The organism is Agrobacterium sp. CGMCC 11546 (assembly GCF_013365515.1).
Taxonomy (GTDB): domain Bacteria; phylum Pseudomonadota; class Alphaproteobacteria; order Rhizobiales; family Rhizobiaceae; genus Agrobacterium; species Agrobacterium fabrum.
Genome location: NZ_CP047388.1, coordinates 189,795 through 214,668 on the forward strand (window position 1 = coordinate 189,795; position 24,874 = coordinate 214,668).

Consider the following 24,874-nt stretch of genomic DNA (forward strand, 5'->3'; position numbering starts at 1 on the left):
GGCCACCCTCACTTCACAAGATTGCGTTCGAGATTTTCCGGCCAGGCGGCCTGCGGATCAAGCCGGACATAAGCCATGCCGGGAAGACCGGTTTTGACGTACTGAATATATTTCTGCAGCAGTTCCTGCGGGATCTGCGCCCGCACCCGGAAAGTGAGCTTCTGGCGCTCCTCCTCGGTTTCCACCGTCTTTGGCGTGAATTGCGCCACATCGGCGACGAAGGAGACCTTGGCGGGAATGGTATATTGCGGCGCGGCGTCGAGGATCAGGCGCACATCCGAGCCCATGGATGTGCGGCCAGCCTCGGCCGTTGGGAGGAAAAACGTCATATAGACATCGCCGAGATCGACAAGGTTGAGAACCCGCCCGCCGGCGGAGAGCACTTCGCCGGGCTGGGCGATGCGATATTGCACCCGGCCGTCGCGGGGTGATTTCAGCGTCGCATCGACTATGTCAGTCTCGATGCTCTCAATATCGGCCTGCGCGGCATCGACAGCCGCTTCCGCATCGATGATCTGAGCCTTGGCGGCGTTGATTGCCGCATCAGAGGCGGCAAGCGAGGCCTGCGCCGAGGCAAGAGTGGCGCGGGCGGACTGTTCTGTCGCCTCGCTGTCATCGACGATCTGCTGCGACACGGCGTTGCCGGTCAGCAGCTGTCTTGAGCGCGCATAGGTCTTGGACGCCGAATCAAGCTGGGCCTTGCGCTGTTCCACCACCGCAAGCGCCGAGGTCTTTTCCGCCTCCCGCTGGGCAACGAGGCTATGGGCGGTATCGATTGCGATCTTTGCACGGCGAAGCTGCGCTTCCGCCTGCCGCTTTTTGGCCTCCAGCTGGGCCGTGTCCATCTGGGCAAGCACCTGCCCTGCCTTCACGAAATCGCCTTCGCGCACCATGATGTCCTGAAGGCGGCCGGCAGTTTTGGTGGAGATATCGATCTCGACCGCCTCGATCCGACCGTTACTGGCCACGAAACCGGAGGGCAGACCCTCTGCCGTCAACTTCGACCAGGCGAAATAGGCAGCAATGGCAAGAACCACAACCGCCAGACCAATGAGCAAGCCTTTTTTAGACATCCGTCTTCCCCCTGCGCCCCTGTAGTTTCAACCGTAATACGATGAAACCGAAGAAGCCAGCCACCTTTACGTTCATAATTCATACCTGATATTTCCACTGTTGAAGGGAGAAGACAGGTTGCTGGGGGCTGTTTAGGTGAGGAAGGGCCTCGAGGCTTTGACACACGTCAAGTGAACCACATTACGTCGACACAAGTTCGGCATGGCGAAGGCAAAAAAACTGCCCGGGCCCCTGTGGCATCAAGGCCGCAGGCTGAACCCGCGGCCTCGTACTTGCCGTGACTATCGAGCCTTACACCGCCCGCGCCCGCTTCACCTCCGCCTGCGTCCATTCCGGCAACCAGTCGCGGTGTGCGAGCAGTAGGTCGTCTACCAGCGACCATATCTGGTCGAGATCCAGTTCCGCCGCCGTGTGCGGGTCCATCATCGCCGCGTGGAAGATATGGGCACGGTTTTCGCTCATCAGCGCCCGCACCGTCAGTTCCTGCACGTTGATGTTGGTGCGCATCAGGGCGGTGAGTTGCGGCGGCAATTCGCCGATAAAGGTGGGCTGCACGCCGTTATGGTCGACAAGGCAGGGCACTTCTGCCGCGCAATCCGATGGGAGCGAGGTGATGCAGCCGTTGTTGCGCTGGTTGCCATAGATGACGGAGGGTTCGCCAGTCCAGACGGAGTTGATGATGGAGGAGGCATATTCCTTGGATTGCTTAACCTCGATCTTCTCGGCCGAACGATAGGCCGCCGCCTGCCCCTTCCAGCGCTCGATCTGTTCGATGCAGCGCTTCGGATATTCATCGAGCGGGATGCCGAATTTCTCGATCAGGTCGTCGCGCCCCTCCTTGATGAAATAGGGCGTATATTCGGCGAAATGTTCCGAGCTTTCGGTGACGAAATAACCGAGTCGCGTCAGCATCTCGTAACGCACCTTGTTGGGGCAACGCGGGTTCCAGCCGGGTTTTGGCGCACGGCCTTCGCGGTAGCCGCGCACGAGATCGGGATAGAGGTTCCTATAGCTGCCGTCGGGCTGGCGATGCTCGAATTCGAGGAAAAACGCCATGTGGTTGATGCCGGCCGAACGATAGCGGATCTCCTCATAAGGGATATCGAGATCATGGGCGAGTTCCATGGCCGTGCCCTGCACGGAATGGCAAAGGCCAACCTGCCGGATCGTCGGGTATTTCTCGGCAATCGCCCAGGTGTTGATCGCCATCGGGTTCACATATTGCAGCATGACGGCGTTGGGGCAGACGGCGAGGATATCCTCGCAGATTTTCCACAGATGCGGCACGGTGCGAAGACCACGCATGATGCCGCCGACGCCGAGCGTATCGGCAATGGTCTGGCGCAGGCCATATTTGCGCGGCACCTCGAAATCGGTAACCGTACAGGGTTCATATCCGCCGATCTGGAAGGCGACCACGACAAAATCGGCACCGGCAAGCGCCTTTTTCTGGTCGGTATAGGTCTCGGCTTTCGCCTTTGCCCCCAATGTCGAAATCAGCTTGTTGACGACGATGGCGCTTTCTTCCAGCCTTTCGCGATTGATGTCCATCAGCGCAATGGTGGCGCCCGAAAGGGCCGGACGCTGCAGCACGTCGCCGATGATGTTCTTCATGAACACCGTAGAGCCTGCGCCGATAAATGTGATCTTGGGATCTCTTGCCATGTCTACCTCCGGCATTGGGAATTCAAGCGATTTCAAAGGCGGCTCGTACAAGCCGCTGAGTATATTCGGTTTTAGGGTTGGTCAGCACGTCCTCGACGGGCCCTTCCTCGACGATCCTGCCGCCCTGCATGACGATGACGCGGTGGCAGAGCGCACGGACCACCTTCAGGTCGTGCGAGATGAACAGGTAACTCAGGCCGCGCTCGTTCTGCAGCTTGCGCAGGAGGTCGATGATCTGCGCCTGCACGGAAAGATCGAGCGCCGAGGTCGGTTCATCAAGCAGAATAAATTCCGGCTCCAGCGCCACGGCGCGGGCAATGGCGATGCGCTGGCGCTGGCCGCCGGAAAATTCGTGCGGGAAACGCGAGAGGATATTGCCCGGCATGCCCGCCGCTTCCAGCGCATCTCGCACCCGCTCCAGCCTTTCGGCCTTGGTTCTGCCAAGACCGTTGATGATGAGGCCTTCCTCGATAATCTGGCCGATGGTCATGCGCGGGTTGAGCGAAGCGAACGGGTCCTGAAACACGATCTGCATACGCGAGCGCAAGGGCCGCATTTCCGAGCGAGAGCGGCCATCCACCCTCTCGCCATCAAAGACCACCTCGCCTCCGACAGGCTCGTTCAACCGCAGCAGCGATTGCCCGAAGGTGGTCTTGCCGGAACCGGATTCACCAACGAGCCCCAGCGTCTCGTGTCGCTTGAGGGTCAGGCCGAGGCTGTCGACGGCGATCAGTTCCTTCAGTTCGGGTTTGAACAGGCCGCCATATCGCATCATGAAGGACACGCGCACGCCGCTTGCCGTCAGCAGCACGCCGGAATTTTCCGGCAGCGGTTTCGCCGTGCCACGCGGTTCGGAGGCAAGCAGCCTTTTCGTATAGGGATGCTGGGGCGCTGCAAACAGCCGCTCCGTGGTATTGTGCTCACGCATCTCGCCATGCTGCATGACATAGACGTAATCGGAAAACTGCTTCACGATGGTCAGGTCATGGGTGATGAGAACCACGGCCATGCCGCGTTTCTTCTGCAAGTCTCGAATGAGGTTGAGGATCTGCGCCTGCACCGTCACATCGAGCGCGGTGGTGGGTTCGTCGGCAATCAGCACATCAGGATCATTGGAAAGCGCCATGGCGATCATCACACGTTGACGCTGGCCGCCGGACAGCTGATGCGGATATTGCTTTAGCCGTGCTTCCGGCTCCGGTATCTGCACCTGCCGAAGAAGATCGAGCGCCCTCGCCTCCGCCTCTTTCCGGCTGAGCCTTGAATGAACCCGGATCGCCTCGACGATCTGGCTGCCGATCGTATAGATCGGGTTCAGCGAACTCATCGGTTCCTGAAAGATCATCGAGATGCGGTTACCGCGCAGCGCCCGGCGTTGCCGCGACGAAAACCTCAAGATGTCATCGCCGTTGAACCGCACAGTCGCGGACTTTGAAACCGAGGCCCGCTTTGTCAAAAGCCCCATGATGGTACGGGCCGTGACCGATTTTCCTGAACCGGATTCACCGACGATGGCAATCGTCTCTCCCCGGTAAAGCTGGAAGGAAATATTCTTCACTGCTTCCACGGTGCCGTGTTCCACCTTGAAGGTGACAGCAATATTGCGGGCATCGATGATGGCGTTATCCTGACGGTCATCGGCATCGAAGCGGATGGCGGGGGCGTAGGCGTTGTTCTGGGCAGCTACCATTTGCACGCTCCTCTCAATAGGGATCGACGGCATCGCGCAGGCCATCGCCCAGCGCGTTGAAGGCGAAAACGGTGACCAGCACGAAACCGACCGGGGCAAGGATCCACGGATAGGAACCGATGACGGAATAGGTCGCGGTATCCTGCAGCATCAGCCCCCAGGAGATGAGCGGCGGCTTCACCGCAAAACCAAGGAAACCGAGGAAGGATTCCAGGAGCACGACGCTTGGAATATGCAGGGTGACGGCAACAATCACGTGGCTCATCACATTCGGCAGAATGTGCTGGAAGATGATGCGCCGGTCGGTGGCGCCAACGGCAATTGCCGCCCGCACATAATCGATCCGCGCCAGCGCCAGCGTCTTGCCGCGCACCTCCCGCGACATCTGCGCCCAACCGAGCGCGGACATGACGCCGACCACGAAGAGGAGGAAAACAGTCGTCGGGGCGGTAACCGGAATGAGCGAGGTCAGCGCGAGATAAAGCGGCAATTGCGGGAAAGCGAGCACCACTTCCACGAAACGCTGCACCCAGGCATCCAGCGGCCCGCCGAAATAACCTGATATCAGGCCGACACTGGTGCCGATGACCGTGACGATGGCGACGACACTGAGTGCGATGGCGAGCGAGATGCGCGAGCCATAGATGGCGCGCGACAGCACGTCGCGTCCGAACTTGTCGGTGCCAAGAAAATGCACGGGCTTGCCATCCGTCGAGCCGAAGAAATGCCGGCTCATCGGGATGAGACCCAGAAGCCTGTATTCCGAGCCTTTGACGAAGAAGCCAAGATAAACCGGATTGTCATAGTCCGGCCCGACGATGGGCTGAAAGGTGACCGGATCGAGTTCTGCTGTGTCGGCAGTCGCATAGACGCGGGGGAACGGACTGAAATTACCGTCCTTGTCGGTGAAACGAACCACTTGCGGCGGTGAGAAGCTGGCGTTGGTTTCCAGCGGGTTCATCGGCGCGAAAAAATCGGCAAAAATGGCGATCAGGATCAGCAAGGCCACCAGCACCAGCCCGAGCATGCCGGTAACCGAGCGTCTGAGACGCCGCCACACCAGCGCGAGATAGGACTCGTTACCCTGCGTGCCGCGTTCGGGCTTTGGCATAACCGCTGTTTCGTTTTTCAGGTCGTCAAATGCCATCATCTCAGGCCCTCCCGAATTCGCGAACGCGTGGGTCAAGCATGGCGAGCAGCATATCGGCAATGATGTTGCCGACGATCAGCGTCGCGGCCAGCACCATCATGAAGGTGGCGGTGACATAGACGTCCCCCACCGCCATGGAGCCGACAATGGCCGGGCCAACGGTCGGCAGCGCGAAGATGATCGCGGTTTCGATTTCGCCGCTCAGCATGTAGGGCAGCACCACGCCCTGATACATGACCAGCGGGTGAACGGCGTTCGGCACCGCATGGCGCATGATGACTGCGCCTTCGGAAAGGCCCTTGGCGCGGGCCGTCTCGACATATTGCGCATTCAGCGTGTCGAGCAGATTGCCGCGCATCACCCGCATATTGTAGGCAAGGCCGCCGAAGACGGCGATGGCGACCACCGGCCAGACATGGCTGACGAGATCGACGAATTTGCCCCACGACCACGGCGCACCGCCATATTGCGGCGAGAAGAAGCTGCCGATTTCCGATACGTCGAAATGAAACACCATGAGATAGACGAGGATTAGCGCCATCAGGAAGCGTGGAATGGTCATGCCGAGGAAGGCGATGGTGGAAAGCAGATTGTCGACCCAGGAATATTGCCGTGTGGCCGCCCAGATGCCGAAGGCGATACCGAGAATGGACGCAAGGATGTGGCAGACCAGCGCCAGCGCAATGGTGCGCGGCAGGCGTTCGCCAACCACATCGGCGACCGGCTTGTTGTAATAGAAGCTGTAACCGAAATCGCCGCGCGTCACGATGCCGCCGATCCAGTTGAAATATTGAATGACGAGCGGTTGATCGAGGCCGTGTTCGATACGATAGGCCTGCGCCTGCGCTTCCGCCTGTTCGAAGGACGCTCCGCCCTGGTTCATTAGCTGCGAGCGGATGTAGTCGGCATAGTCACCGGGCGGGGCCTGAATGATGGCGAAGGTCACCACGCTCAGGATCAGCAGCACCGGAATGGCGGATGCCACGCGTATCGTCAAAAATCTCAGCATCGAACGGTCTTCCTCGGTTTGGATTGGCCGTGTGTCTCCGGCCGCGCTTCACGCGCGACCGGTACCGGGTGTGCTCCGGGAGGAGTTCTTCAAGTTTCGCATTTTCCGGACGTAAAACCGCTGCGCACTTTTACTGGAAATGCTCTAGTTGATCGGCCCGCCCTCGCCCGGCTTGCCGGGAAGCTGCTGCGGGAAGAGTTCGTATTTGCCCTGCTTGTCGGCCGCCACCCACAGGCGTTCGCGGATGATGGCGTCTTCAGCCCAGTTGAACATGAAGATCGGTGTGCCCTGCGGCACGTTGGAGAACCGCTTGTTGACGATGAGCGCGCCGGGATATTCGGTGAGACCGATCGTATAGAGGTTCTGCGTATAGACCTTCTGATATTGCTTCATCAGGTCCGCCCGTTCAGCATTGTCCTGCGAGGAGATGAATTTCCGCACGATGTCGGCCATTTCCTTTTCGAACGGCATCAGATCCAGCTCCTTGCCTTCGGGCGAGCGGTGGTTCCAGCTGGTGCGCGGGCCGACAGGGGCAAGCTGCTCGGTATTCTGCACCACGGAGGAAAGCTCGGTGGAGTTGCGCCGCACCAGCCAGTCGAACTGCCCGCCATAGTGGGCGGCGTCACGCTGGTTGGAATCGAGGCTGTTGATGACGACGCGCAGCCCGAGTTTCGCCATCTGGCCGACGAGGCCTTCCGCAAGGCTCTTGTCCGTCGCGTAGCCGTTGTTGACCAGAAGGGTAATTTCGACATTGCGGCCACCAAGCGTTTCCTTCGGAAAATTCAGGACGCCATCGCCATCGGTGTCCTTGAGGCCGATTGAGGCGAGCGCCGCCTTTGCACCCTCGAGGTTGAAGGGGTAATAGACCGTGGAGGCGCGATCATAGAAGCTGGTGCCCGACGAAATACCGCCCGGGTATATTGCCGTGAAAGGTCCCTTCACCAGCGAGTCACCAATCGCCTTGCGATCGAGAGCGGAAGTGACGGCCTGACGGAACACCTCGTTGCGGTTCAGCTCACGGATCGCCTGTCCGCGCTCATCCGGGTTGCCCCAGCCATTGGCGGAGAAATTCATCTGCAGATTATAGCCGATGAGCCGTGGCCCGAAGGCAAGACGGGCCGGCGCATTGGGATCGGCGGCGCGTTTCAGCGACGCGACGAAATTCTCCGGCTGTTCAAGATTGGAGAAATCGCCCGATCCCGCCACGGCCTGCACATCGCGGTCCGCCCAGGTGGAGAGCTTGTAGTGGACTTCGTTCAAATAGGGCAGCTGTTGGCCCTTTTCATCCACCTTCCAGTAATAGGGATTGCGACGCAGAACGATGAGATCGTCGGGCCGGTATGATACCGGTACCCAAGCACCCATGACCGGCATGTTCATGTATTCCGGCGGGAAAGCATTCTTGAACTGGTTATAGGTGTTCTTGGAATATTTCGGGTGCTGGGGTTTCAGAATATGCGACGGCCCGGGGCAGAAACTCGGATAGGCCATGGTGTAGAGATATTGCTTGGGGAAAGCCGCCTTGAAGGTCCATTCGACGGTATAGTCATCGATCTTCTTGAGCGTCGTTCCCTCACCGAAAGCCTCGGGCGATGCACCGCCGCCAAGCGGTGAGACGTTTGGATCGACGACGGCGTCTTCCCAGTAGAACATTACATCATCGGCGTTGAAGGCTTCGCCATCTGACCATTTCGCGCCCTTGACGAGATGCATCGTCAGCTTGTGGCCGTCTTCGGACCATTCCCAGCTTTTCGCCAGATTGGGCAGCGGTTCGGTGTCCTTGGCATCCACCTGAAAGAGCGGTGCGGTTCGCGTCAGGCATTCGGAAAGGGCGATATCGATGCCGCCCCAGCCCTGGCTCTGGCCGGCAATGTAGTTCCAGCCCTCGGGCCTGCCGCCAACGACATGGCGCATCGTGTCACCGTAAACGCCGACGCCGTCAGGCATGTTGCCGGTCTTGTAGACAAGCGGCTCTTCCGGCAGGCGCTCCTTCAGCGGCGGCAGCTTGCCGGCCTTCTCGAATTTCTCGGTGATCCAGTCGGGTTCGCTGTAGCTTGGCAGCGCCTTGAATTCGAGGATCGAGTCGCGCGCCACATAGTTGATCTTGCCTTCCGCCGGAAATTGCGGTGGCTCCGGCGGCGTGGTGGTTTCGAAGGCATTCGCACTGAGTGCGATCATCGAAACACCAAGGCCCAATGCCGAGATGATACCGATCTTGCGTTGAAGTTGCATCGTCATTCCTCCCAAATGGCAGCTCTTCGACCGCCCACCCTCTGTGATCGTTATGGCCGGACAGCGAACTCCCTTCCGCCGCCGGCCTTTTTTCATGCTTTTCCTCAGACAGCCTTTTTCAGAGCCGATTTTTCGGCCCGCAATTCCTCGATGGAGCGCACGTTGCGGCGCGCAGCCCCCGCCCAGTCACGCGTCGTGACGGTGGATTTCGCCAGCCTTTCCTTGGCTGCCGGCACGGCACCGGCATATTGCGGCAGCCAGCGTGCCTGCGCGACGACCATCTCGTCCACCATCTGCCAGACCTCCTCCGGGGTGGCGACGGCACCGACCAGGGGATCGTGCAGCACGGCAAGCTTCAGCAGGTCGATATCACCGCTGACCGCCGCATGCACCGACATGCGCTGCACATTGATCGAAGCCATGCAGGTCGCGGCACAGGCTTCTGGCAGCGTGATGCCCGACACCATATTGATGCCGAAACGATCGACGAAACCGGGCGACTCAATGATCGCGTCGGAAGGAAGGTTGGTGATGACGCCGTTGTTCTTGACGTTGAAATGGCCGCGATAGACACGCCCGGTCTCAAGCGCTTCCAGAATGTGGCTCGCATGTTCGTTAGAGCGTTTCGCCGGCTCGATGGGCTTGGCGGCGGAGGCCAGGAATTGCGGAAACTCGGTTTCGAACCAGTTGCGCGTTTCGGTAGAGTGGCGCAAATAACCGCCGGTTTCGCCGTGGATCCAGTCGGACATGTCGATCCAGCGGGCGATTTCTTCCGGCCGTTTGCGATACCACGGCAGATATTCGGAGAGATGGCCGTTGCTCTCGGTCGAATAGACACCGAAGCGCTTCAGCACATCGATGCGCAGCTTTTCTTGCTGCGAGAAGACAGGATGCGCCTCGAAGGCAGCGACCAGCTCGTCCTTTTCGATTCTGCGGCCGTTGAGCCTCAGATCGATGAACCATGTCTGGTGGTTGATACCGGAGCAGATGTAATCCAGTTCGGGCGGGGATTTAGCACCGAGAATTTCGGCAATCTGTTCCGCGCCATGCTGAACGCCATGGCAGAGACCGACCGTATCCACCTTGCCATATTCGATGGCCGCCCAGGTGTTCATGGCCATGGGGTTGGCATAGTTCAGGAATTTTGCGCCCGGTGCGGCGACGTCGCGGATATCCTTGCAGAAATCCAGAATGACGGGAATGTTGCGCTGGCCATAGAGTATGCCGCCGGCGCAGATCGTATCGCCCACGCATTGGTCGATGCCATATTTCAGCGGAATACGGATATCGTCGGCATAGGCTTCGAGCCCGCCGACCCGCACGCAGCTGATGATATATTTCGCCCCCTCCAGCGCCCGGCGGCGATCGGTATCCGCTGTCACCTTCACCGGAAAACCATTGGCCTCGACGATCTTTTCGAGGATCGCCTTGATCATATCGAGATTGTGCTGGCTGATATCCGTCAGCGCGACTTCGATATCACGAAATTCCGGCACGCACAGGAGATCGGTGAACAGTTTTTTCGTGAAACCGACGCTGCCTGCGCCAATAATAGCGATTTTGAAACTCATAACGCCACCTCTATTGCAAATCGAACGGGTGAAACGGGCCGAAGGATTATGAAATGGCGCTGCAGAAAAATACCCTTGAGAATCCCGGAAAACCGGCCTTCCTCCCAATTTTTCAGCAACAATATCCCGCTGGCTGTCTCCTCGGATCGGGATTATGCGTATAAAGAAGGATAGGACCAGAGAAGGATTATGCTTTCATGGGTAATTTTGTGCTGCGCGATTTGATCGATCAGGGACCTGGCATGCGAACCGTCTCGCTGCCGCGCGGCCGCCAGACGCTGCACACCATGCCGACCAGCAGCGGTTATGAAATCCGCCGTGGCGGCAATTATGACTGGGACGGGCGCAAACGCGGCCAGACCCCCTTCACCGTCCTGCAGTATTGCATCGCCGGACAGGGTAACCTGCGTTACGAGAACCGGCATTATGTGGTGAGGCCGGGCGAAACCCTGCTGTTGCTGATCCCCCACAATCACCGCTACTGGCTGGAAGAGGGCAAGGAGTGGGAGTTCTTCTGGATTTCCATGAATGGCGAGGAAGCCCTGCGCATTCACCGCAATATCCTCTCCGTCACCGGTCCGATCCTCAAGCTCCAGCCCGAAACCGTCGATCATCTTGCGGAATGCTGCTCGCGCCTTGTCAATGGCGCGGAAACGCCGGGGGCTGCTTCGGCTGTCGCCTATGAGGCGGCGATGACGCTTTATGACGATGTCTTCGGCTCGCACCCCTCCTTTGGCGGCGAATATCGCACCCTGCAACAGGTGCTAAGTTATATCGACAGCCATCTCGGCGACCGGCTCTCGGTGAGCGACCTTGCGGCGGTGGCCGGCCTCAGCCGGGCGCATTTTTCCCGCATCTTCACGGCGAGCGAAGGTCTGCCTCCGGCGGAATTCGTCCTGCAGCGGCGGCTCAGGCGTGCAGCCAAACTTCTCACCACCGCCGCGAACATTCCCATCAAGGAGGTTTCGGTGCTGTGTGGCTTCGAGGATCCGAACTATTTCTCGAAGGTTTTCCGCAGGCTTTACGGCATCAATCCCAGCGAATTTCGCACCACCGGCATGTATGCGAGCATTCGGCAGGGCTAAAGAAATGCGACTTGGTTTTGACATGTTTCAGGCGATTAAGGATGGACGGTTACGCCGTTTTGGAGACCGATAGAGGTGGACAGCAAAATCAGGACGATCCTCATCTTTCCGATCAGGGCAATCATCGTTTTCACCCTCGTTCTCGACGGTATTTTCCGCCCGCTCTACCGGCCGGTCATCAGGGCCATATCAAACCTGACATTCATCCAGCGGCTGGAAAACCGGATCGCGCAGCTGCCGCGCCTTGCCATTCTTCTCTGTCTTGCCGTCCCTTTTGCGATTGCCGAACCGATGAAGGTCGTCGGCCTCGTCCTCATCGCCCATGGCGCTTTCAAGTCAGGGGTGGCTCTGACAATCCTTGCCCATCTCTCAACCTTCCTGATTGTCGAGCGGATCTACCATGCGGGCCGGGAAAAGCTGCTTACCTATGGCTGGCTGGCATGGATCATGCGTTATGTGCGCTTTGCCCGTGCCTTTTATGATCGCGCCAAGGCTTCGGCCCTGAGCTGGATCCGGCTGCGCCTTCTGGCGCAGTAGCGATAACGGTCACCGTCTGCGTCGCAACCTCTTAAAAAGGTATTCAGCAAGTGCGGTGGATTGCAGCGAAACCAGGATGATGGCAATGCCGAGCACCACGCGGTTTTCCGGCACTTCGTCAAACAGGAAATATCCGACAGCCGTGACGAACAGGATCGACAGATAACCGACGGGCGCAAGCACGCTGGCATCGGCGATGCGATAGGCCCGTAGAAAACAATATTGCCCCATCTGTGCCAACAATCCGATGCCGAGCAGCGCAACCCAGTCGAATGAGGCCACCGGCTTCCACGTCCAGATCGCCGGAATGGCGGTGATGACCGCCAACCCGACCGTGTAGAAGACCATCATGACGGTGGTGTTCTCCTGCCGCAGTGCCCGGGTCTGGATCACCGCCAGCGCGCCGAACACCACCGACACCAGAACGACAAGCACGCCGACGCCAAACTCCGCGCCATCAGGCCCGATGACAACAAGAACGCCGACAAATGCAAGACTGGCCCCCACCCAGCGAAAACGGCTCACAGTCTCGCCAAGAAAGGCAACGGCCATCGCCATCGTCACCAATGGCCGGGAAAAGCCAACGGCATTGACGGTCGCAAGCGGCAAGAGGGTGATGGCGATGAAATTGCTGGTGAGTGCGATGGCGTTGCAGCAGATGCGAAAGAGGTTGCGCCAGGGATATTTGACACGCACCATCTCTCCCCTGTGTCGCCAGATCAGCGGCAGGATGAAGATCAGACCGATCATCGCCCTGATAAAGACGAGCTGGAACGCGGGATAGGTGACGCCCTGCGCCTTGACGAGCGCGGTCATGCCACCCGAGACGAGGGTCATGTCCAGCAACAGCCAGCCAACGCCCGCGCGTGTATCCGTTTCGCGCGGGTTTTCCTGTTTCTCACTTTGGCCGTCGCCATTCACGCCGGCTGCACGAGATTGGCCATAAGGCGGAACGCCCCCGGCACAAGCTTGTCCATCTGGTGATGCAGCACAAGGCTGGTATGGGTGTGCCGGCCCTTGCCGATGACACCGGAAACCAGCGCGCCCTTCAGCGGCTGTTCGTCGACATCATGCATCGCAAGCAAGGGCTCGTAGACATCATCCCAGCGCGAGGCGAAATAGAGCCCGCGCTCCTTGTCCCAGCCCGCCCAGTCGGCGGCGTCGATGACGTTGGGGCCTGCCAGCAGCGGGTGATCGGGTAGAAGAACCGTCACCTCCGCTTTCGGGTCCGTCACCCGCCAGCGCAGTGACGGCCTGCCGATTTCGAGACGCCGAACCGGCGTTGTCTCCGGGTTCCAACCATCCGTCGGACGATGATAGAGCGTAACCAGATGCCCGCCATTCTCCACGAAACGATGAAGCTTATCCGTTGCCGAGGCGAGATCCGTGCGGATGCCGAAGGCGAATATGCCGACGACAATGGTGGTGAAGGAGGAGAGATCGCCGCCGAGCGCCTGTGCATCGAGTTCGGTGACATTGAGACCCATTCGCGCAAGCCACAGGCCCACCCTGTCGGCACCCCCACCGACATACCCCACACGGGCATCCTCAGGCAGTTTGAGGTCCAGCGAGAGGATTTTGAGGGCGGAAGGGGCAAGAAACCTTGCCCTGCCGATATGGGGATAGGCGATGGGTGTGATCCGGAAGGCCGGTTGCGAACCGACGCTCGCTTCAATCTCAGCAAGGCCGGCCGCCGTTTCTCCCGTGCGTTCGGCCAACCAGTCATCACCACTCTTGCGCACGCTCCAGCCACCGGCAGCGCGGAACGAAACCGGTGCATCAGCACCCTTGATGTGGACCTGAAAACCCTGTGCGCCCTGCCCTTGCCCAAGCGGAACCAGCAACGCCTCAGGCGAGATCATCAGCGATTGCGCGGGCGTCACAAAAAACGGTTCCTCCAGATCGTAGAGGGCGGAAACCTGACGGCCTTCAACCTTTGCGGAAAGGCGCACCGAGGCATGGCCATTGCCGCCCGCTGCTTTCCAGTCTGGCTGATAGAGTCCGGAAACCGGGGTATCCTGATCGGCCGCAAGCGAAAAGACCAGCGTCTGGCCACGCGACTGAACCGACGACGAAACACCTGAAGGCAGGACCGGGGCGATCTCAACTTCAAATTCAGCCGCCCTATCGGCCAACTCCACAGAAAGGGCCGACCTTCCACCGGGAACGATCTGCGCCGGTTCGGCATAGGCGCGCTCGAAAAGATCAAGCGCCGTCAGGATGACAGCATCAACCTGCGCCCGTTTGCGCGCAATCCTGTGCCCATGCAACGCCTTGAAATCCACGCTCGCGGCCTCATCTACCGTCTGCAATAGCGCAGCAGCGTTCAGGAGTTGTACCGTTATCCGCTCGCTGTCGGGAAAGGCCGAGATTGCCTCGGTGATGGCTCGTTCCGCCTCCGCCAGCGCATTGGCCAATTCGGCATCCAGTCCCGGGAAAGTGGCAAGGTCGGCAAGGGAAGACGGCAGATTGTCTAAGATCGATCCTTCCTCGCCACCTGCACCGCTGGAAAGTTCGAGATGCAGCGGCCAGACTTCCTGCGCCTGCTTCGGCCAATGGCCCATCCCCTGTGACGCGTGGTAATAACGCGACCACTCGCCGATGCGGTCATATTGCGCACCGGTCGCCTGTTCCTTGCCCAGCGCATTCACTGTCAGCGTTGTTTCCGGCGGCGGTATTTCGTCGTCATAGGTATCGCCCCCGCCCGACCATGCCGGCAGATAGAACTTCGCCACCTGCCACGGTTTGAGCCCCTCGGAAAAATGCTCCGGATAAGCCGAAGGATCGGCGGCCAGCGTGATCGCGCTTTTCGCCGCGCGCGTCATGGCGCGGTGGTGACCGTGCTGCCCCGGCACGTCGAGAAAGGTCGGGATGACGATATCCGGCCGTTCCTTGCGATAGGCGCGCACTAGTCTTTCGACAATGCGGTTCTGGCCCCAGCGCCCAAAAGTCTGGTCGCCATCCTTGGAGAAACCAAAATCGTGGATGATATCCGCCGGGCCATGGCCGAGCCAGCTGATGTCGGCATCGATGACCCGCGCGGCCTCCTCCAGCTCCCGCGACCGGATGACGCCGAGCGCGCCGAGCCGCTCCGGACCAAGCGCATTCTGCCCGCCCTCGCCACGCGTCGAGCAGGCAATGATGGTGCGCATGCCGAGCTCCATGCGGAAATAGGCAAGAAGTCCGTTCTGCTCATCGTCGGGATGCGCGCCGGTATGCATGACGGTGACGGTGGATTTCAGCGCGCTCAGCTTGCGGTGCAGGCGAATGAGCCATGGATCGGCCATCTGCCGTTCGATGCGCTCCCGGGGGTTAAGCATGGGCGGTCTCCTCCAATATTCAGCCGGGCACCTGCGTTGCGGCACCCGAGGACGTCTCGAGTTTTGGTGTGACGATGTCGAACAGCGGCAAGGCGGCAGCGCCGAGTGCTGCCGTCAACTGTCCGGATTTGCCGTGCATGACGCGCGGAAGTTCCCGCTGCCTGCGGCTTGCGACTGAAGTCGGCAGATGCCCCATCTGCGCAATGATCTCGCTGATGATGGCTTCAGGCAGTGCGCCGCCGAGAATGACCGTCTGCGGATCGAGAATGTTTTCCAGCATCGCTACCATGGGCGACAGATGGGCCGCGGCCTCGTCGATCCACTCCATCACGACAGGATGGCCGGCCTTGAACAGGGCTTCGAGATCGTCAAGCTCCGTATCGGCAACACCGGCGCGCCCAAGTTTTTCCTTCAGCACGTAAGCCGAGGCATAAGCTTCGAGACACCCTCTATGCCCGCAGGAGGGGCAAAGCCTGCCCTTTGGTGAAACGGTGACATGGCCGATTTCGCCGGCATTTCCGAACGCGCCGCGATAGGGCGCACCATCCTGAATGATGCCGAGACCGATACCGACACCGAAATAGATCATGCAGAAATTCGGGATCGCCAGCCCCGCGCCGAACAGGCGTTCGCCGACGGCGGCGGCCGTCGCATCGTTTTCCACCACGACCTGCTGGCCGCAGGCCTCGCTCAGCATCTGCCGGGCATCGATACCCACCCAGCCGGAAAGTGTCGTCGGTCCGACGGAGGTCATGCCATCGATTTCGAAAGGGCCGGGCATGACGACGCCGGTTCCGAGCAGCCGGCATCCGACATTTTTTGCAACCGCGGCATGTTCCGCCGCAAAGGTTTTGAGGATGGCCTCCGGCGTCGTATCCTTGAGCGGCGTGACGCGATGGGTGCGCAGCATTCCCGCCAGATCGAGGCCGACGGTGACCATATGGTCAGCGGCGATTTCCACGCCGATCGTCGCGCCGCCATCCGGATTGACAGCGAACTGGATCGGCGGCTGGCCCCTGCCGGTGCGACGGCGGCCGAGTTCCTTCAGCAATTCCTCACCCACCAGCTCATCGACAATATTGGCGACTGCCTGGGCTGTCAGATGGGTGATCTTGGCGATCTGGGCGCGGCCAAGCGAGCCGTGCCGGCGCACAAGGTCGAGGACGACTCGCCTGTTGTGCTCGCGGCTGCGCTCAGGATTTTTTCCGATTGCTACGGGATAGGTATCTACCGTGTGCACCGTCATCTCTTCCATTTCCCCGTCCCTTAGAAAATTCATAACGTCCAAATGACGATAAGCGCAATACAATAATTCAAGTAAATTATCTTATTGACAAATGCCCGTGTTCGGAGAACCGTAGAGAACGACCGGGGGTCAGGCTCGTATGGGGTGGGATACGGAAATTCCCGTGACCAACCGAGCCAATGAGCGCGCGCGAAAGCGCGGATAAAGGGAACGATCACTCCGCATCCGGAAGACCGGACGGAGGAAATGGAGGGTTACATGCGCAGGGCAACTCTGTTCGCCGGCTTGGTCGCCGGTTTCAGCACATTTGCATTCAACGCCGCGCAGGCAGTTGAAATCGAATATTGGCAATATGTCTTCGACACACGCGTGAAGGCCATGGATGAGCTGATCGCGGAATTCCAGAAGGCCAATCCTGATATCACCGTCAAGCAGGTGACCTTTCCTTACGCCGATTACCAGACGCGCGTCATTGCCGCCAATCTTTCCGGCAAGGGCCCTGACGTGATGCAGCTGTTTTACGGCTGGCTGGACAAGTTCGCGGCTGGCGGCATTCTGCAGCCGCTGCCTAAAGATGCCTTCCCCCATGACAAGATCGAGAGCGAATTCTTCCCGATCGTCAGCGCCATGAAACGCGGCGACGATTATTACGGCCTGCCGACGGCGGTTCGCTCGCTGGCGCTCTTCTACAACAAGAAGCTCTTCACCGAGGCCGGTCTGGACGCTGCCAATCCGCCAAAGACGCTCGACGAATTCGTCGCTGCGGCGGAAAAGATCGCCAAACACGACGCCGCCGGAAATCTGACGGTGGCCGGCTCCACGCTCGACATGGGCGGCCAGGACCACCAGTGGTGGCGTGAAGTCCTCATTCGCCAATATGGCGGCGAGCCCTATGCCGACAACGACCAGAAAGTGACCTATAATAGCGAGCCGGGTATTCAGGCCCTGAAATTTTACACCAGCCTGCAGCTTGAAAAGAAGATCGGTCAGGTCGGCTTCATGGATGAAGGCCAGGCAGCATTCCGCGCCGGCAAGGCCGGCATGACCATCGACGGCACCTTCCGGCTGGGTTCGTTCCGCACCATCAAGGATTTTGAGTGGGGCGTGACCGAGCTTCCCACCAATGACAAGAACATCCGCTCCAACTATGCGAGCTACTTCGCCAATGGCATCAGCGCCAAGACCACGGGTGAAGAACTCGAGGCCTCCAAGAAGTTCCTCGCTTATATCTCTTCGCCAGAGGCCATGGCGATCTGGCTGAAGACCGTGGGCGAACTGCCGGCGCGGCGCTCTGCGGCGCTGACCGAAGAAAACCTGAAGGACCCGATCTACGCGCCGTTCCTGAAGGGTCTGGAGTATGCCCATACAACGCTGTTCATGGATGAGGCTGCCCAGCGGCAGAACGCCATCGACATGACCAACCGGGTGCTGCTCGAAGGTCAGTCGGTCGAAGATTCCGTCAAACGGGCAGCTGAAGCCGAGCAGGAAATCATCGACGCGGCGAAACCCTGAAAACCGCAGGTTCAGACATGACAGCGATAGATCAACAGGGGGCGGCATCCGGCCGCCCCGGCGGCTCCCTCGGAGATCGCTTTTCCATGCGCACGAAACGGCTCTTGTGGATCTGGAGCTTTCTGGCGATCCCGATCCTGTTTTACAGCGTCATCCGGTTCTACCCGACACTGCAGGCCTTCTATCTGTCCTTCACCAACTGGGATCTGCTGCGGCCGGCAAAGTTCATCGGCATCGCCAATTACGTCAAGCTGTTCAAGGACCCGCAATTCTGGAAGGTGTTCAAAAACACCTTCACCTATCTCATCGTCGGCACGCCGATCAGCCTCGTGCTGGCTTTCGTCATCGCCTTTTATCTCGACCGGGTGCGCATTCTGCACGGGTTCATCCGCGCGCTTTATTTCCTGCCCTATCTGACGACGGCCGCCGCCATGGCCTGGGTCTGGCGCTGGTTTTATCAGCCGCCGCCCATCGGCATCATCAACGACGTGCTCGGCATGATCGGCATTCCCCAGCAGCCATTTATCCGCTCCACCGATCAAGCGCTTTATTCCGTCATGGTAACCGCCATCTGGGCGGGGCTCGGCTTCCAGATCATCATCTTCATGGCCGGCCTGCGCGCCATTCCAACAACATTCTACGAAGCCGCCCGCATCGACGGGCTGGGTGAATGGGCGATCCTGCGCAAGATCACGCTTCCGCTCCTGAAGCCTACCACCGTTTTCCTCGTGGTATTTTCCTCGATCGGTTTCCTGCGGATTTTCGACCAGGTCTATAACATGACCACCAATGATCCGGGCGGGCCACTCGGCTCCACCAAACCGCTGGTACTGATGATCTACCAGACCGCGTTCAATTCCTATGCAATGGGGTATGCCGCTGCGCAGACGGTCGTCCTGTTCACCATTCTTCTTGCCGTGTCGCTGGTCCAGCTCTGGGTGCTGAGGGAAAAGAAATGAGCGAAGCCTTGCCACTCTCCCACGCCCGCATCCGCCCCGGCCGCATCGTCGCCTGGACGCTGCTGTTCATTGGCGGCCTGATCATGGTTTCGCCGCTGTTGTTCATGTTCGCGACCTCGTTCAAGACGGCGGATCAGGTCTATGATCTGAGGCTCATTCCTGCGGCACCGACAATTGCGAACTACATGACCGTGATGGCCGATGGCCGTTTCCTGCGCTGGTTCTTCAACTCGACGCTGGTCGCGGTTCTCGTCACCGTCTCCAACTGCTTTTTCGACAGTCTCGTCGGTTACACCCTGGCGAAATTTGAGTTTCGCGGCCGCTACTTCATCTTCCTCGCCATTCTTTCCACGCTGATGATACCGACGGAAATGCTGGTCATTCCATGGTATCTGATGTCCAGCCAACTGGGCTGGCTCGACAGCTACTGGGGCATCATGTTCCCCGGCATGATGACGGCCTTCGGCACCTTCCTGATGAAACAGTTCTTCGAGACCGTTCCGAACGATTTCCTGGAGGCCGCGCGCGTCGATGGGCTGAACGAATTCCAGATCTGGTGGAAAGTCGCCCTGCCACTGGTGACGCCGGCGCTCTCCGCACTCGCGATCTTCACCTTCCTCGGCAACTGGACAGCCTTCTTCTGGCCGCTGATCGTCACGACAAGCAAGGAGCTTTACACCCTGCCGGTCGGTCTTTCGAGCTTCGCGGTGGAACAGCAGATCCAGTGGGAAATGATCATGACGGGCGCAGCCATTGCGACCATCCCCACCCTCATCGTCTTCATCGTCCTGCAACGCTACATCGTTCGCGGTGTGATGCTGGCGGGTCTTAAAGGATAATAATCATGGCCGATATCAATCCGCGCCAGTCGGATACCAGCAAGTTTCCCGATCCCGTTTACAAGGAAACCGTGCTGCGTCCGCTTTTCGACGGCGCCAAGAACCACCACGTCGACGGCTTCCGCCGCATCGATCGCGCGCACCTCGTCATGCTGCGCGAAACCGGCATTCTTGACGCCGAAACGGCAGCCAAGATCGCAGGTGCGCTTGAAGACATCGACAGAACCATCGAGCCATCGGAACTGGTCTATACCGGCGAGGTCGAGGATTTCTTCTTCCTGATCGAGAAGGAGCTGAAAGCCCGCATCGGCGTTGATGTCGCCGGCCGCCTTCACACGGCGCGTTCGCGCAACGATATCGATCACACCCTGTTCAAGATCGGCCTCAAGGACAAGATCGACACGCTCACCGCCAAGGCGCGTGTTCTCTTAAAAGCGCTGATCGATGCCGCCGAGCGCAATCAATCCACCCTGATTGTGGCCTATACGCATGGGCAACCGGCCCAGCCCACCACCTTCGGCCACTACCTTTCCGCCGCCATCGAGGTGCTGATCCGGGATATCGAGCGTTTTGCCGAGGCCCGCCTTATCGTTGATCTTTCGCCGATGGGTGCTGCTGCCATCACCACCTCGGGCTTCCCCATCGACCGGGCGCGTGTTGCCGAATTGCTCGGCTTTGCCGCACCGCTGCGCAATTCCTATTCCTGCATCGCCGCCATCGACTATACGACAGCGACCTATGGCGCGATCGAGCTGATGTTCCTGCATCTCGGCCGGCTCATTCAGGACTTCCAGTTCTGGACGAGTTTCGAAGTCGGTCAGATCTATGTGCCGAATTCGCTGGTGCAGATTTCCTCGATCATGCCGCAGAAGCGCAACCCGGTGCCGATCGAGCATCTGCGCCACCTCGCCAGCCAGACATTCGGCCGGGCACGGACCATGCTCGATGTGATGCACAACACGCCCTTCACCGACATGAACGACAGCGAAGGCGAAACCCAGGGCATGGGTTACGAAGCCTTCGCTTCGGCAGGCCGGGTCCTCGATCTTCTCGCCAGCCTCGTTGGCCAGATCAGCATCGACCCTGAACGGGTTGACCAGAATATTCGCCGGTCCTGCATCACCATCACGGAACTGGCCGATTCACTTGTCCGCATCGAGGACCTGTCGTTCCGCCAGGCCCATGAAATTGCCGCGACCGTCGCAAAAAGCGTTGTCGCGCTGAAAGGCGATCTGCCCAATGACGGTTACCAACCGTTCCTCAGGGCTTTCAGTGGACTGACAGGACGCGAGACCGGCATTGACGAAGAAAAGTTCAGGCAGATCGTCTCGCCGGAGCACTTCGTCGCGGTGCGCAGCCGTTTCGGCGGCCCGGCGCCTGAACCGATGCGGGAGGCGTTTGCAGCCTATCGCGGCAAGCTTGGTGCATTTGAGGCTGAGGCACAACGATCCACCAACCATGAAGCGGCGAAGGCCGCTGAACTGGCAGAGAAATTCACCGCCCTGACGGGAGCGCGATAATGGCGACAATCGAACTCAATCAACTCGTGAAGCGCTACGGCAAGGTCGAGGCGGTCAAAGGCATCGACCTGGCCATTGAAGACGGTGAATTCGTCGTTTTCGTCGGACCCTCCGGCTGCGGCAAATCCACCACGCTTCGCATGATCGCCGGGCTCGAGGAAATTTCCGACGGCACGCTGAAGATCGCCGGCAACGTCGTCAACGAGAAGGAACCGAAACAGCGCAACATCGCCATGGTCTTCCAGAACTATGCGATCTACCCGCATATGACGGTTCGCCAGAATATCGGTTTCGGACTTTACACCGCAAAACTCGACAAGACGGAAAAGAACCGGCGCATCGAAGAGGCAGGCCGGGTGCTGGGGCTTGAGGCCCTGCTCGACCGCCGTCCCGCGGCCCTGTCGGGTGGCCAGCGCCAGCGTGTCGCCATCGGCCGCGCCATGGTGCGTGATCCCGCCGCCTTCCTGTTCGATGAGCCGCTATCCAATCTCGACGCTCAGTTGCGTTCACAGATGCGCATTGAAATCAAGCGCTTGCATCAACGTCTTAAGACGACAACCGTCTACGTCACCCATGATCAGGTGGAAGCCATGACCATGGCTGACCGGATCGTGGTGATGAAGGATGGTCATATCCTCCAAGTCGGCACACCGACGGAGCTTTACGAAACACCTGTCGATATTTTCACCGCCCGCTTCATCGGCAGTCCTTCCATGAACCTGCTGCGGGGTTCAAGAACAAGTAACGGCGTTGCCCCCTCCGCCGCGGGCGACCTTCTGGTCGGTGTTCGTCCGCATGACCTGCTGGTTGGTGAAAGCCAAGCCCAGCAGGGAGTATTTACGCTTGAGGGAACCGTAACCGCCGTCGAGCCCCTCGGCCCGGAAACGCTGGTTCATCTGGATACCGACACGACGTCCGTGATCGCCACGGCGAGGGGGAAATCCATTCCCGCTGTCGGCAGCCGGTTGCAATGCCAGGCGGAAGCAGGTTCGCTTTATCTTTTCGATGCGAAGACGGAAAAGCTTCTGGGCCGCGCATGATGACAACAGAAAAAACAGCCGTCATCAGCATCGGCCGGATCTATTGCGACCTCATCTTCACCGGGCTCGAGGAATTGCCGGTGCTCGGTCGGGAACTGTTTGCCCGCGACATGGAAATCGCCGCCGGCGGCGGAGCCTTCATTGCCGCCGCACATTTCGCCCATATCGGCCGCCCCGTAGCGCTGCTGGCAAGGCTCGGCACCGACACGTTTTCGCGCGATATCGGTGAGAAAATGGCACAAAGTGGTGTGGACCTGCAGTTTCTGGAACATGCAACAGATGCCGGACCTCAAGTCACGGTAGCAACCGTGGTCGGTCAGGACCGGGCGTTTTTGACACGCCGCGCAGGTGCCGCCCGGCCTTCGACGCTGGATGCCGCCTTTGCTTGGGACAAGGCACGGCATCTGCACATCGCCGAATTCGCTACTCTGCATGAGATGCCCGATCTGGTTTCGCGCGCCAAGGCAAGCGGATTGTCCGTTTCGCTCGATCCGAGCTGGGATGCAGCGCTGATCTACGACAAAGGCCTGCTCAAGGCCTGTGCCGGTGTCGACGTGTTTTTGCCCAATCTCGAGGAGGCGGAAGCGATCACGGGACATTCGGAACCGGAAGCGGCCATCAGGACACTGGCGGAGGCTTTTCCCATCGTCGCGCTCAAAGGTGGTGCGGAAGGTGCATGGGTATCTTCTGCGGCCGGGCTTCACCATAGAGCGGCCCAAAAAGTCCCGGTCATCGACACAACTGGCGCAGGCGATGCCTTTAATGCCGGTTTTCTCGATGTATGGCTTCAGGGACAGGACGAACAGCAATGTCTCAAAGCAGGGATCGCTGCGGGCAGTCGTGCCGTACAGGCGGCAGGCGGTGCACCGAGGGTGACCGCCGCCGCTTGAGGCATCCTGCCCCGTTTCACTCCCCGCGCGGAAAACGCTGGTTTTCCTCCAGCACGTTGAGGTCCATGTGGTTGCGCATGTAGCGTTCCGAGGCCTTTTGCAGAGGCTGGTAATCCCACGGATAATAGGCGCCGTTGCGCAGCGCCTTGTAGACCACCCAGCGCCGCGCCTGACTTTCGCGAACGGCGGCGTCGAACACCGGCAATTGCCAACGCCGACCGATCGCTGCCGAAAGCGATGAGAGCACATCGCTGAACGCGGGATCGTGGGCAAGATTGGTGCGCTCTTGCGGATCAGTCTCAAGATCGTAAAGCAGCGGCGGATCGGCCTCGCAGACCGACAGCTTGTAGCGGCCGTCACGGATGGCGACGAGCGGCGTGATGGAGCCTTCAGCGGCATATTCCATCGGCACCGGGCCGCGCCCGCCTGTTCCCGCGGCCAGCGCCGCAAGATCTTCGCCATCGGTCCAGCGTTTGAGCGAGGTGATATCTAGCCCGGCAAGCCCACACAGCGTTGGCGTTACATCGAGTGTCGAGACAGGGGCATCGATCAAAGCCGGCTGCCAGCCGGGTGCGGCGATCATCAGCGGCACGCGGGCGGAGCCCTCGAAGAAACACATCTTGAACCATAGGCCACGCTCACCCAGCATGTCGCCATGATCGGACAGGAAGAGAATGATCGTGTCCTCCATCCGCGTCGCCTTCAGGACGTCGAGGATTTCGCCGATCTTTTCGTCGATATAGGAGATATTGGCGAAATAACCACGCCGTGCCCGGCGTATCTGCTCGCCTGTGATCTCGAATGCCTCATGATCACAAGCTTCCAGCAGCCGCTTGGAATGCGGGTCCTGCTCCTCGAAGGCAATCGCCTTCGACTGCGGATCAAGCGCGGCGCAATCCTCGTATAGATCCCAGAACTTGCGCCTCGCCACATAGGGGTCGTGCGGATGGGTGAAGCTGACCGTCAGGCACCACGGCCGGTCATCGAGACGGCGCGACAGGTCATAAAGCTTGCGGGTGGCGTGATAGGCCACCTCGTCGTCATACTCCATCTGATTGGTGATTTCGGCGACACCCGCGCCAGTCACCGAACCAAGATTGTGATACCACCAGTCGATCCGCTCACCCGGCTTGGTATAGTCGGGTGTCCAGCCGAAATCGGCGGGATAGATATCCGTCGTCAGGCGCTCCTCGAAGCCATGCAGTTGATCGGGCCCGACAAAATGCATCTTACCCGAAAGACCGGTGTAATAACCCGCCGCCCGTAGATGATGCGCGTAGGTCGGGATATCGGAGGCGAATTCGGCGGCATTGTCATAGACCCGCGTCCGGCTCGGCAATTGCCCGGACATGAAGGACGCACGGGCCGGCGCGCAAAGCGGGCTTGCCGTATAGGTATTGGCGAAGCGGACAGACCGCTCCGCCAATGCTTTCAGATGTGGCGCGTGGAGAAAATCGGCCGGACCATCGGGAAAAAACGTCCCGTTGAACTGGTCGGCCATCAGGATCAGGATATTGGGACGCGGCATTTCGACT

General features: G+C 59.6%; 19 protein-coding genes. 8 read left to right on the top strand and 11 right to left on the bottom strand.

Features of this window, described 5'->3' with window-relative positions; all coding sequences use genetic code 11:
- Window positions 1–8 precede the first annotated feature (8 nt).
- The 7 genes from GSF67_RS15750 to GSF67_RS15780 form a co-directional block, all read right to left on the bottom strand.
- Window positions 9–1,073, bottom strand: a complete 1,065-nt coding sequence (locus GSF67_RS15750; RefSeq protein WP_006312415.1) for an HlyD family secretion protein — start codon at window positions 1,071–1,073, stop codon at window positions 9–11.
- 292 nt (window positions 1,074–1,365) lie between these two features.
- Window positions 1,366–2,739, bottom strand: coding sequence for an alpha-glucosidase/alpha-galactosidase (locus tag GSF67_RS15755; RefSeq protein ID WP_006312416.1), 1,374 nt, complete (start codon window positions 2,737–2,739; stop codon window positions 1,366–1,368).
- A 22-nt stretch (window positions 2,740–2,761) separates the two neighbouring features.
- Window positions 2,762–4,429: an ABC transporter ATP-binding protein gene (locus GSF67_RS15760; protein WP_006312417.1), complete on the bottom strand. Its 1,668-nt coding sequence runs from the start codon at window positions 4,427–4,429 to the stop codon at window positions 2,762–2,764.
- 13 nt (window positions 4,430–4,442) lie between these two features.
- Window positions 4,443–5,579 carry an ABC transporter permease gene (locus GSF67_RS15765; protein WP_006312418.1) on the bottom strand — a complete coding sequence of 379 codons (1,137 nt, stop codon included), beginning with the start codon at window positions 5,577–5,579 and terminating at the stop codon, window positions 4,443–4,445.
- A gap of 1 nt (window position 5,580) precedes the next feature.
- The gene (locus GSF67_RS15770; RefSeq protein WP_006312419.1) at window positions 5,581–6,588 is read right to left on the bottom strand and encodes an ABC transporter permease; all 1,008 of its coding nucleotides are present in this window, start codon (window positions 6,586–6,588) and stop codon (window positions 5,581–5,583) included.
- Between the two features lie 144 nt (window positions 6,589–6,732).
- Window positions 6,733–8,820, bottom strand: a complete 2,088-nt coding sequence (locus GSF67_RS15775; protein ID WP_006312420.1) for an ABC transporter substrate-binding protein — start codon at window positions 8,818–8,820, stop codon at window positions 6,733–6,735.
- A gap of 104 nt (window positions 8,821–8,924) precedes the next feature.
- Window positions 8,925–10,391, bottom strand: a complete 1,467-nt coding sequence (locus tag GSF67_RS15780) for an alpha-glucosidase/alpha-galactosidase (protein WP_006312421.1) — start codon at window positions 10,389–10,391, stop codon at window positions 8,925–8,927.
- 197 nt (window positions 10,392–10,588) lie between these two features.
- Between GSF67_RS15780 and GSF67_RS15785 the strand changes: the two genes are divergently transcribed.
- Both GSF67_RS15785 and GSF67_RS15790 read left to right on the top strand, forming a co-directional pair.
- Window positions 10,589–11,476, top strand: a complete 888-nt coding sequence (locus GSF67_RS15785; RefSeq protein WP_006312423.1) for an AraC family transcriptional regulator — start codon at window positions 10,589–10,591, stop codon at window positions 11,474–11,476.
- Between the two features lie 75 nt (window positions 11,477–11,551).
- The gene (locus tag GSF67_RS15790; protein ID WP_006312424.1) at window positions 11,552–12,013 is read left to right on the top strand and encodes a hypothetical protein; all 462 of its coding nucleotides are present in this window, start codon (window positions 11,552–11,554) and stop codon (window positions 12,011–12,013) included.
- A 9-nt stretch (window positions 12,014–12,022) separates the two neighbouring features.
- Here the strand turns inward: GSF67_RS15790 and GSF67_RS15795 are convergent, their stop codons facing one another.
- Genes GSF67_RS15795 through GSF67_RS15805 form a run of 3 tightly spaced genes read right to left on the bottom strand, consistent with a single transcriptional unit; the run spans window position 12,023 to window position 16,579 of the window.
- A complete protein-coding gene (locus GSF67_RS15795; protein ID WP_006312425.1) occupies window positions 12,023–12,934 on the bottom strand; it encodes a DMT family transporter in 912 nt (303 codons plus the stop codon).
- Window positions 12,931–15,333, bottom strand: a complete 2,403-nt coding sequence (locus tag GSF67_RS15800) for a PIG-L family deacetylase (RefSeq protein WP_006312426.1) — start codon at window positions 15,331–15,333, stop codon at window positions 12,931–12,933. Before GSF67_RS15800 ends, GSF67_RS15795 begins: the two co-directional genes overlap by 4 nt.
- A gap of 19 nt (window positions 15,334–15,352) precedes the next feature.
- Window positions 15,353–16,579 carry an ROK family transcriptional regulator gene (locus GSF67_RS15805; RefSeq protein ID WP_035215136.1) on the bottom strand — a complete coding sequence of 409 codons (1,227 nt, stop codon included), beginning with the start codon at window positions 16,577–16,579 and terminating at the stop codon, window positions 15,353–15,355.
- 246 nt (window positions 16,580–16,825) lie between these two features.
- Here GSF67_RS15805 and GSF67_RS15810 point away from each other — a divergent pair, with 246 nt between their 5' ends.
- The 6 genes from GSF67_RS15810 to GSF67_RS15835 are packed head-to-tail and all read left to right on the top strand — an operon-like array spanning window position 16,826 to window position 23,339.
- Window positions 16,826–18,091: an extracellular solute-binding protein gene (locus GSF67_RS15810; protein ID WP_006312428.1), complete on the top strand. Its 1,266-nt coding sequence runs from the start codon at window positions 16,826–16,828 to the stop codon at window positions 18,089–18,091.
- 17 nt (window positions 18,092–18,108) lie between these two features.
- A complete protein-coding gene (locus GSF67_RS15815; RefSeq protein WP_010974047.1) occupies window positions 18,109–19,050 on the top strand; it encodes a carbohydrate ABC transporter permease in 942 nt (313 codons plus the stop codon).
- Window positions 19,047–19,889, top strand: a complete 843-nt coding sequence (locus GSF67_RS15820) for a carbohydrate ABC transporter permease (RefSeq protein WP_006312430.1) — start codon at window positions 19,047–19,049, stop codon at window positions 19,887–19,889. The genes GSF67_RS15815 and GSF67_RS15820 overlap by 4 nt, the downstream gene beginning before the upstream one ends.
- A gap of 5 nt (window positions 19,890–19,894) precedes the next feature.
- Window positions 19,895–21,409, top strand: a complete 1,515-nt coding sequence (argH, locus tag GSF67_RS15825) for an argininosuccinate lyase (protein ID WP_006312431.1) — start codon at window positions 19,895–19,897, stop codon at window positions 21,407–21,409.
- Window positions 21,409–22,449, top strand: coding sequence for an ABC transporter ATP-binding protein (locus GSF67_RS15830; RefSeq protein ID WP_006312432.1), 1,041 nt, complete (start codon window positions 21,409–21,411; stop codon window positions 22,447–22,449). Before argH ends, GSF67_RS15830 begins: the two co-directional genes overlap by 1 nt.
- Window positions 22,446–23,339 (top strand): carbohydrate kinase family protein, encoded by an 894-nt coding sequence (locus GSF67_RS15835; protein ID WP_006312433.1) that lies wholly within the window; start codon window positions 22,446–22,448, stop codon window positions 23,337–23,339. The genes GSF67_RS15830 and GSF67_RS15835 overlap by 4 nt, the downstream gene beginning before the upstream one ends.
- Window positions 23,340–23,355: 16 nt before the next feature.
- On the opposite strand, the gene betC is transcribed toward GSF67_RS15835, so the two are convergent.
- Window positions 23,356–24,867, bottom strand: coding sequence for a choline-sulfatase (gene betC / locus GSF67_RS15840; protein WP_006312434.1), 1,512 nt, complete (start codon window positions 24,865–24,867; stop codon window positions 23,356–23,358).
- Window positions 24,868–24,874: the final 7 nt, after the last annotated feature.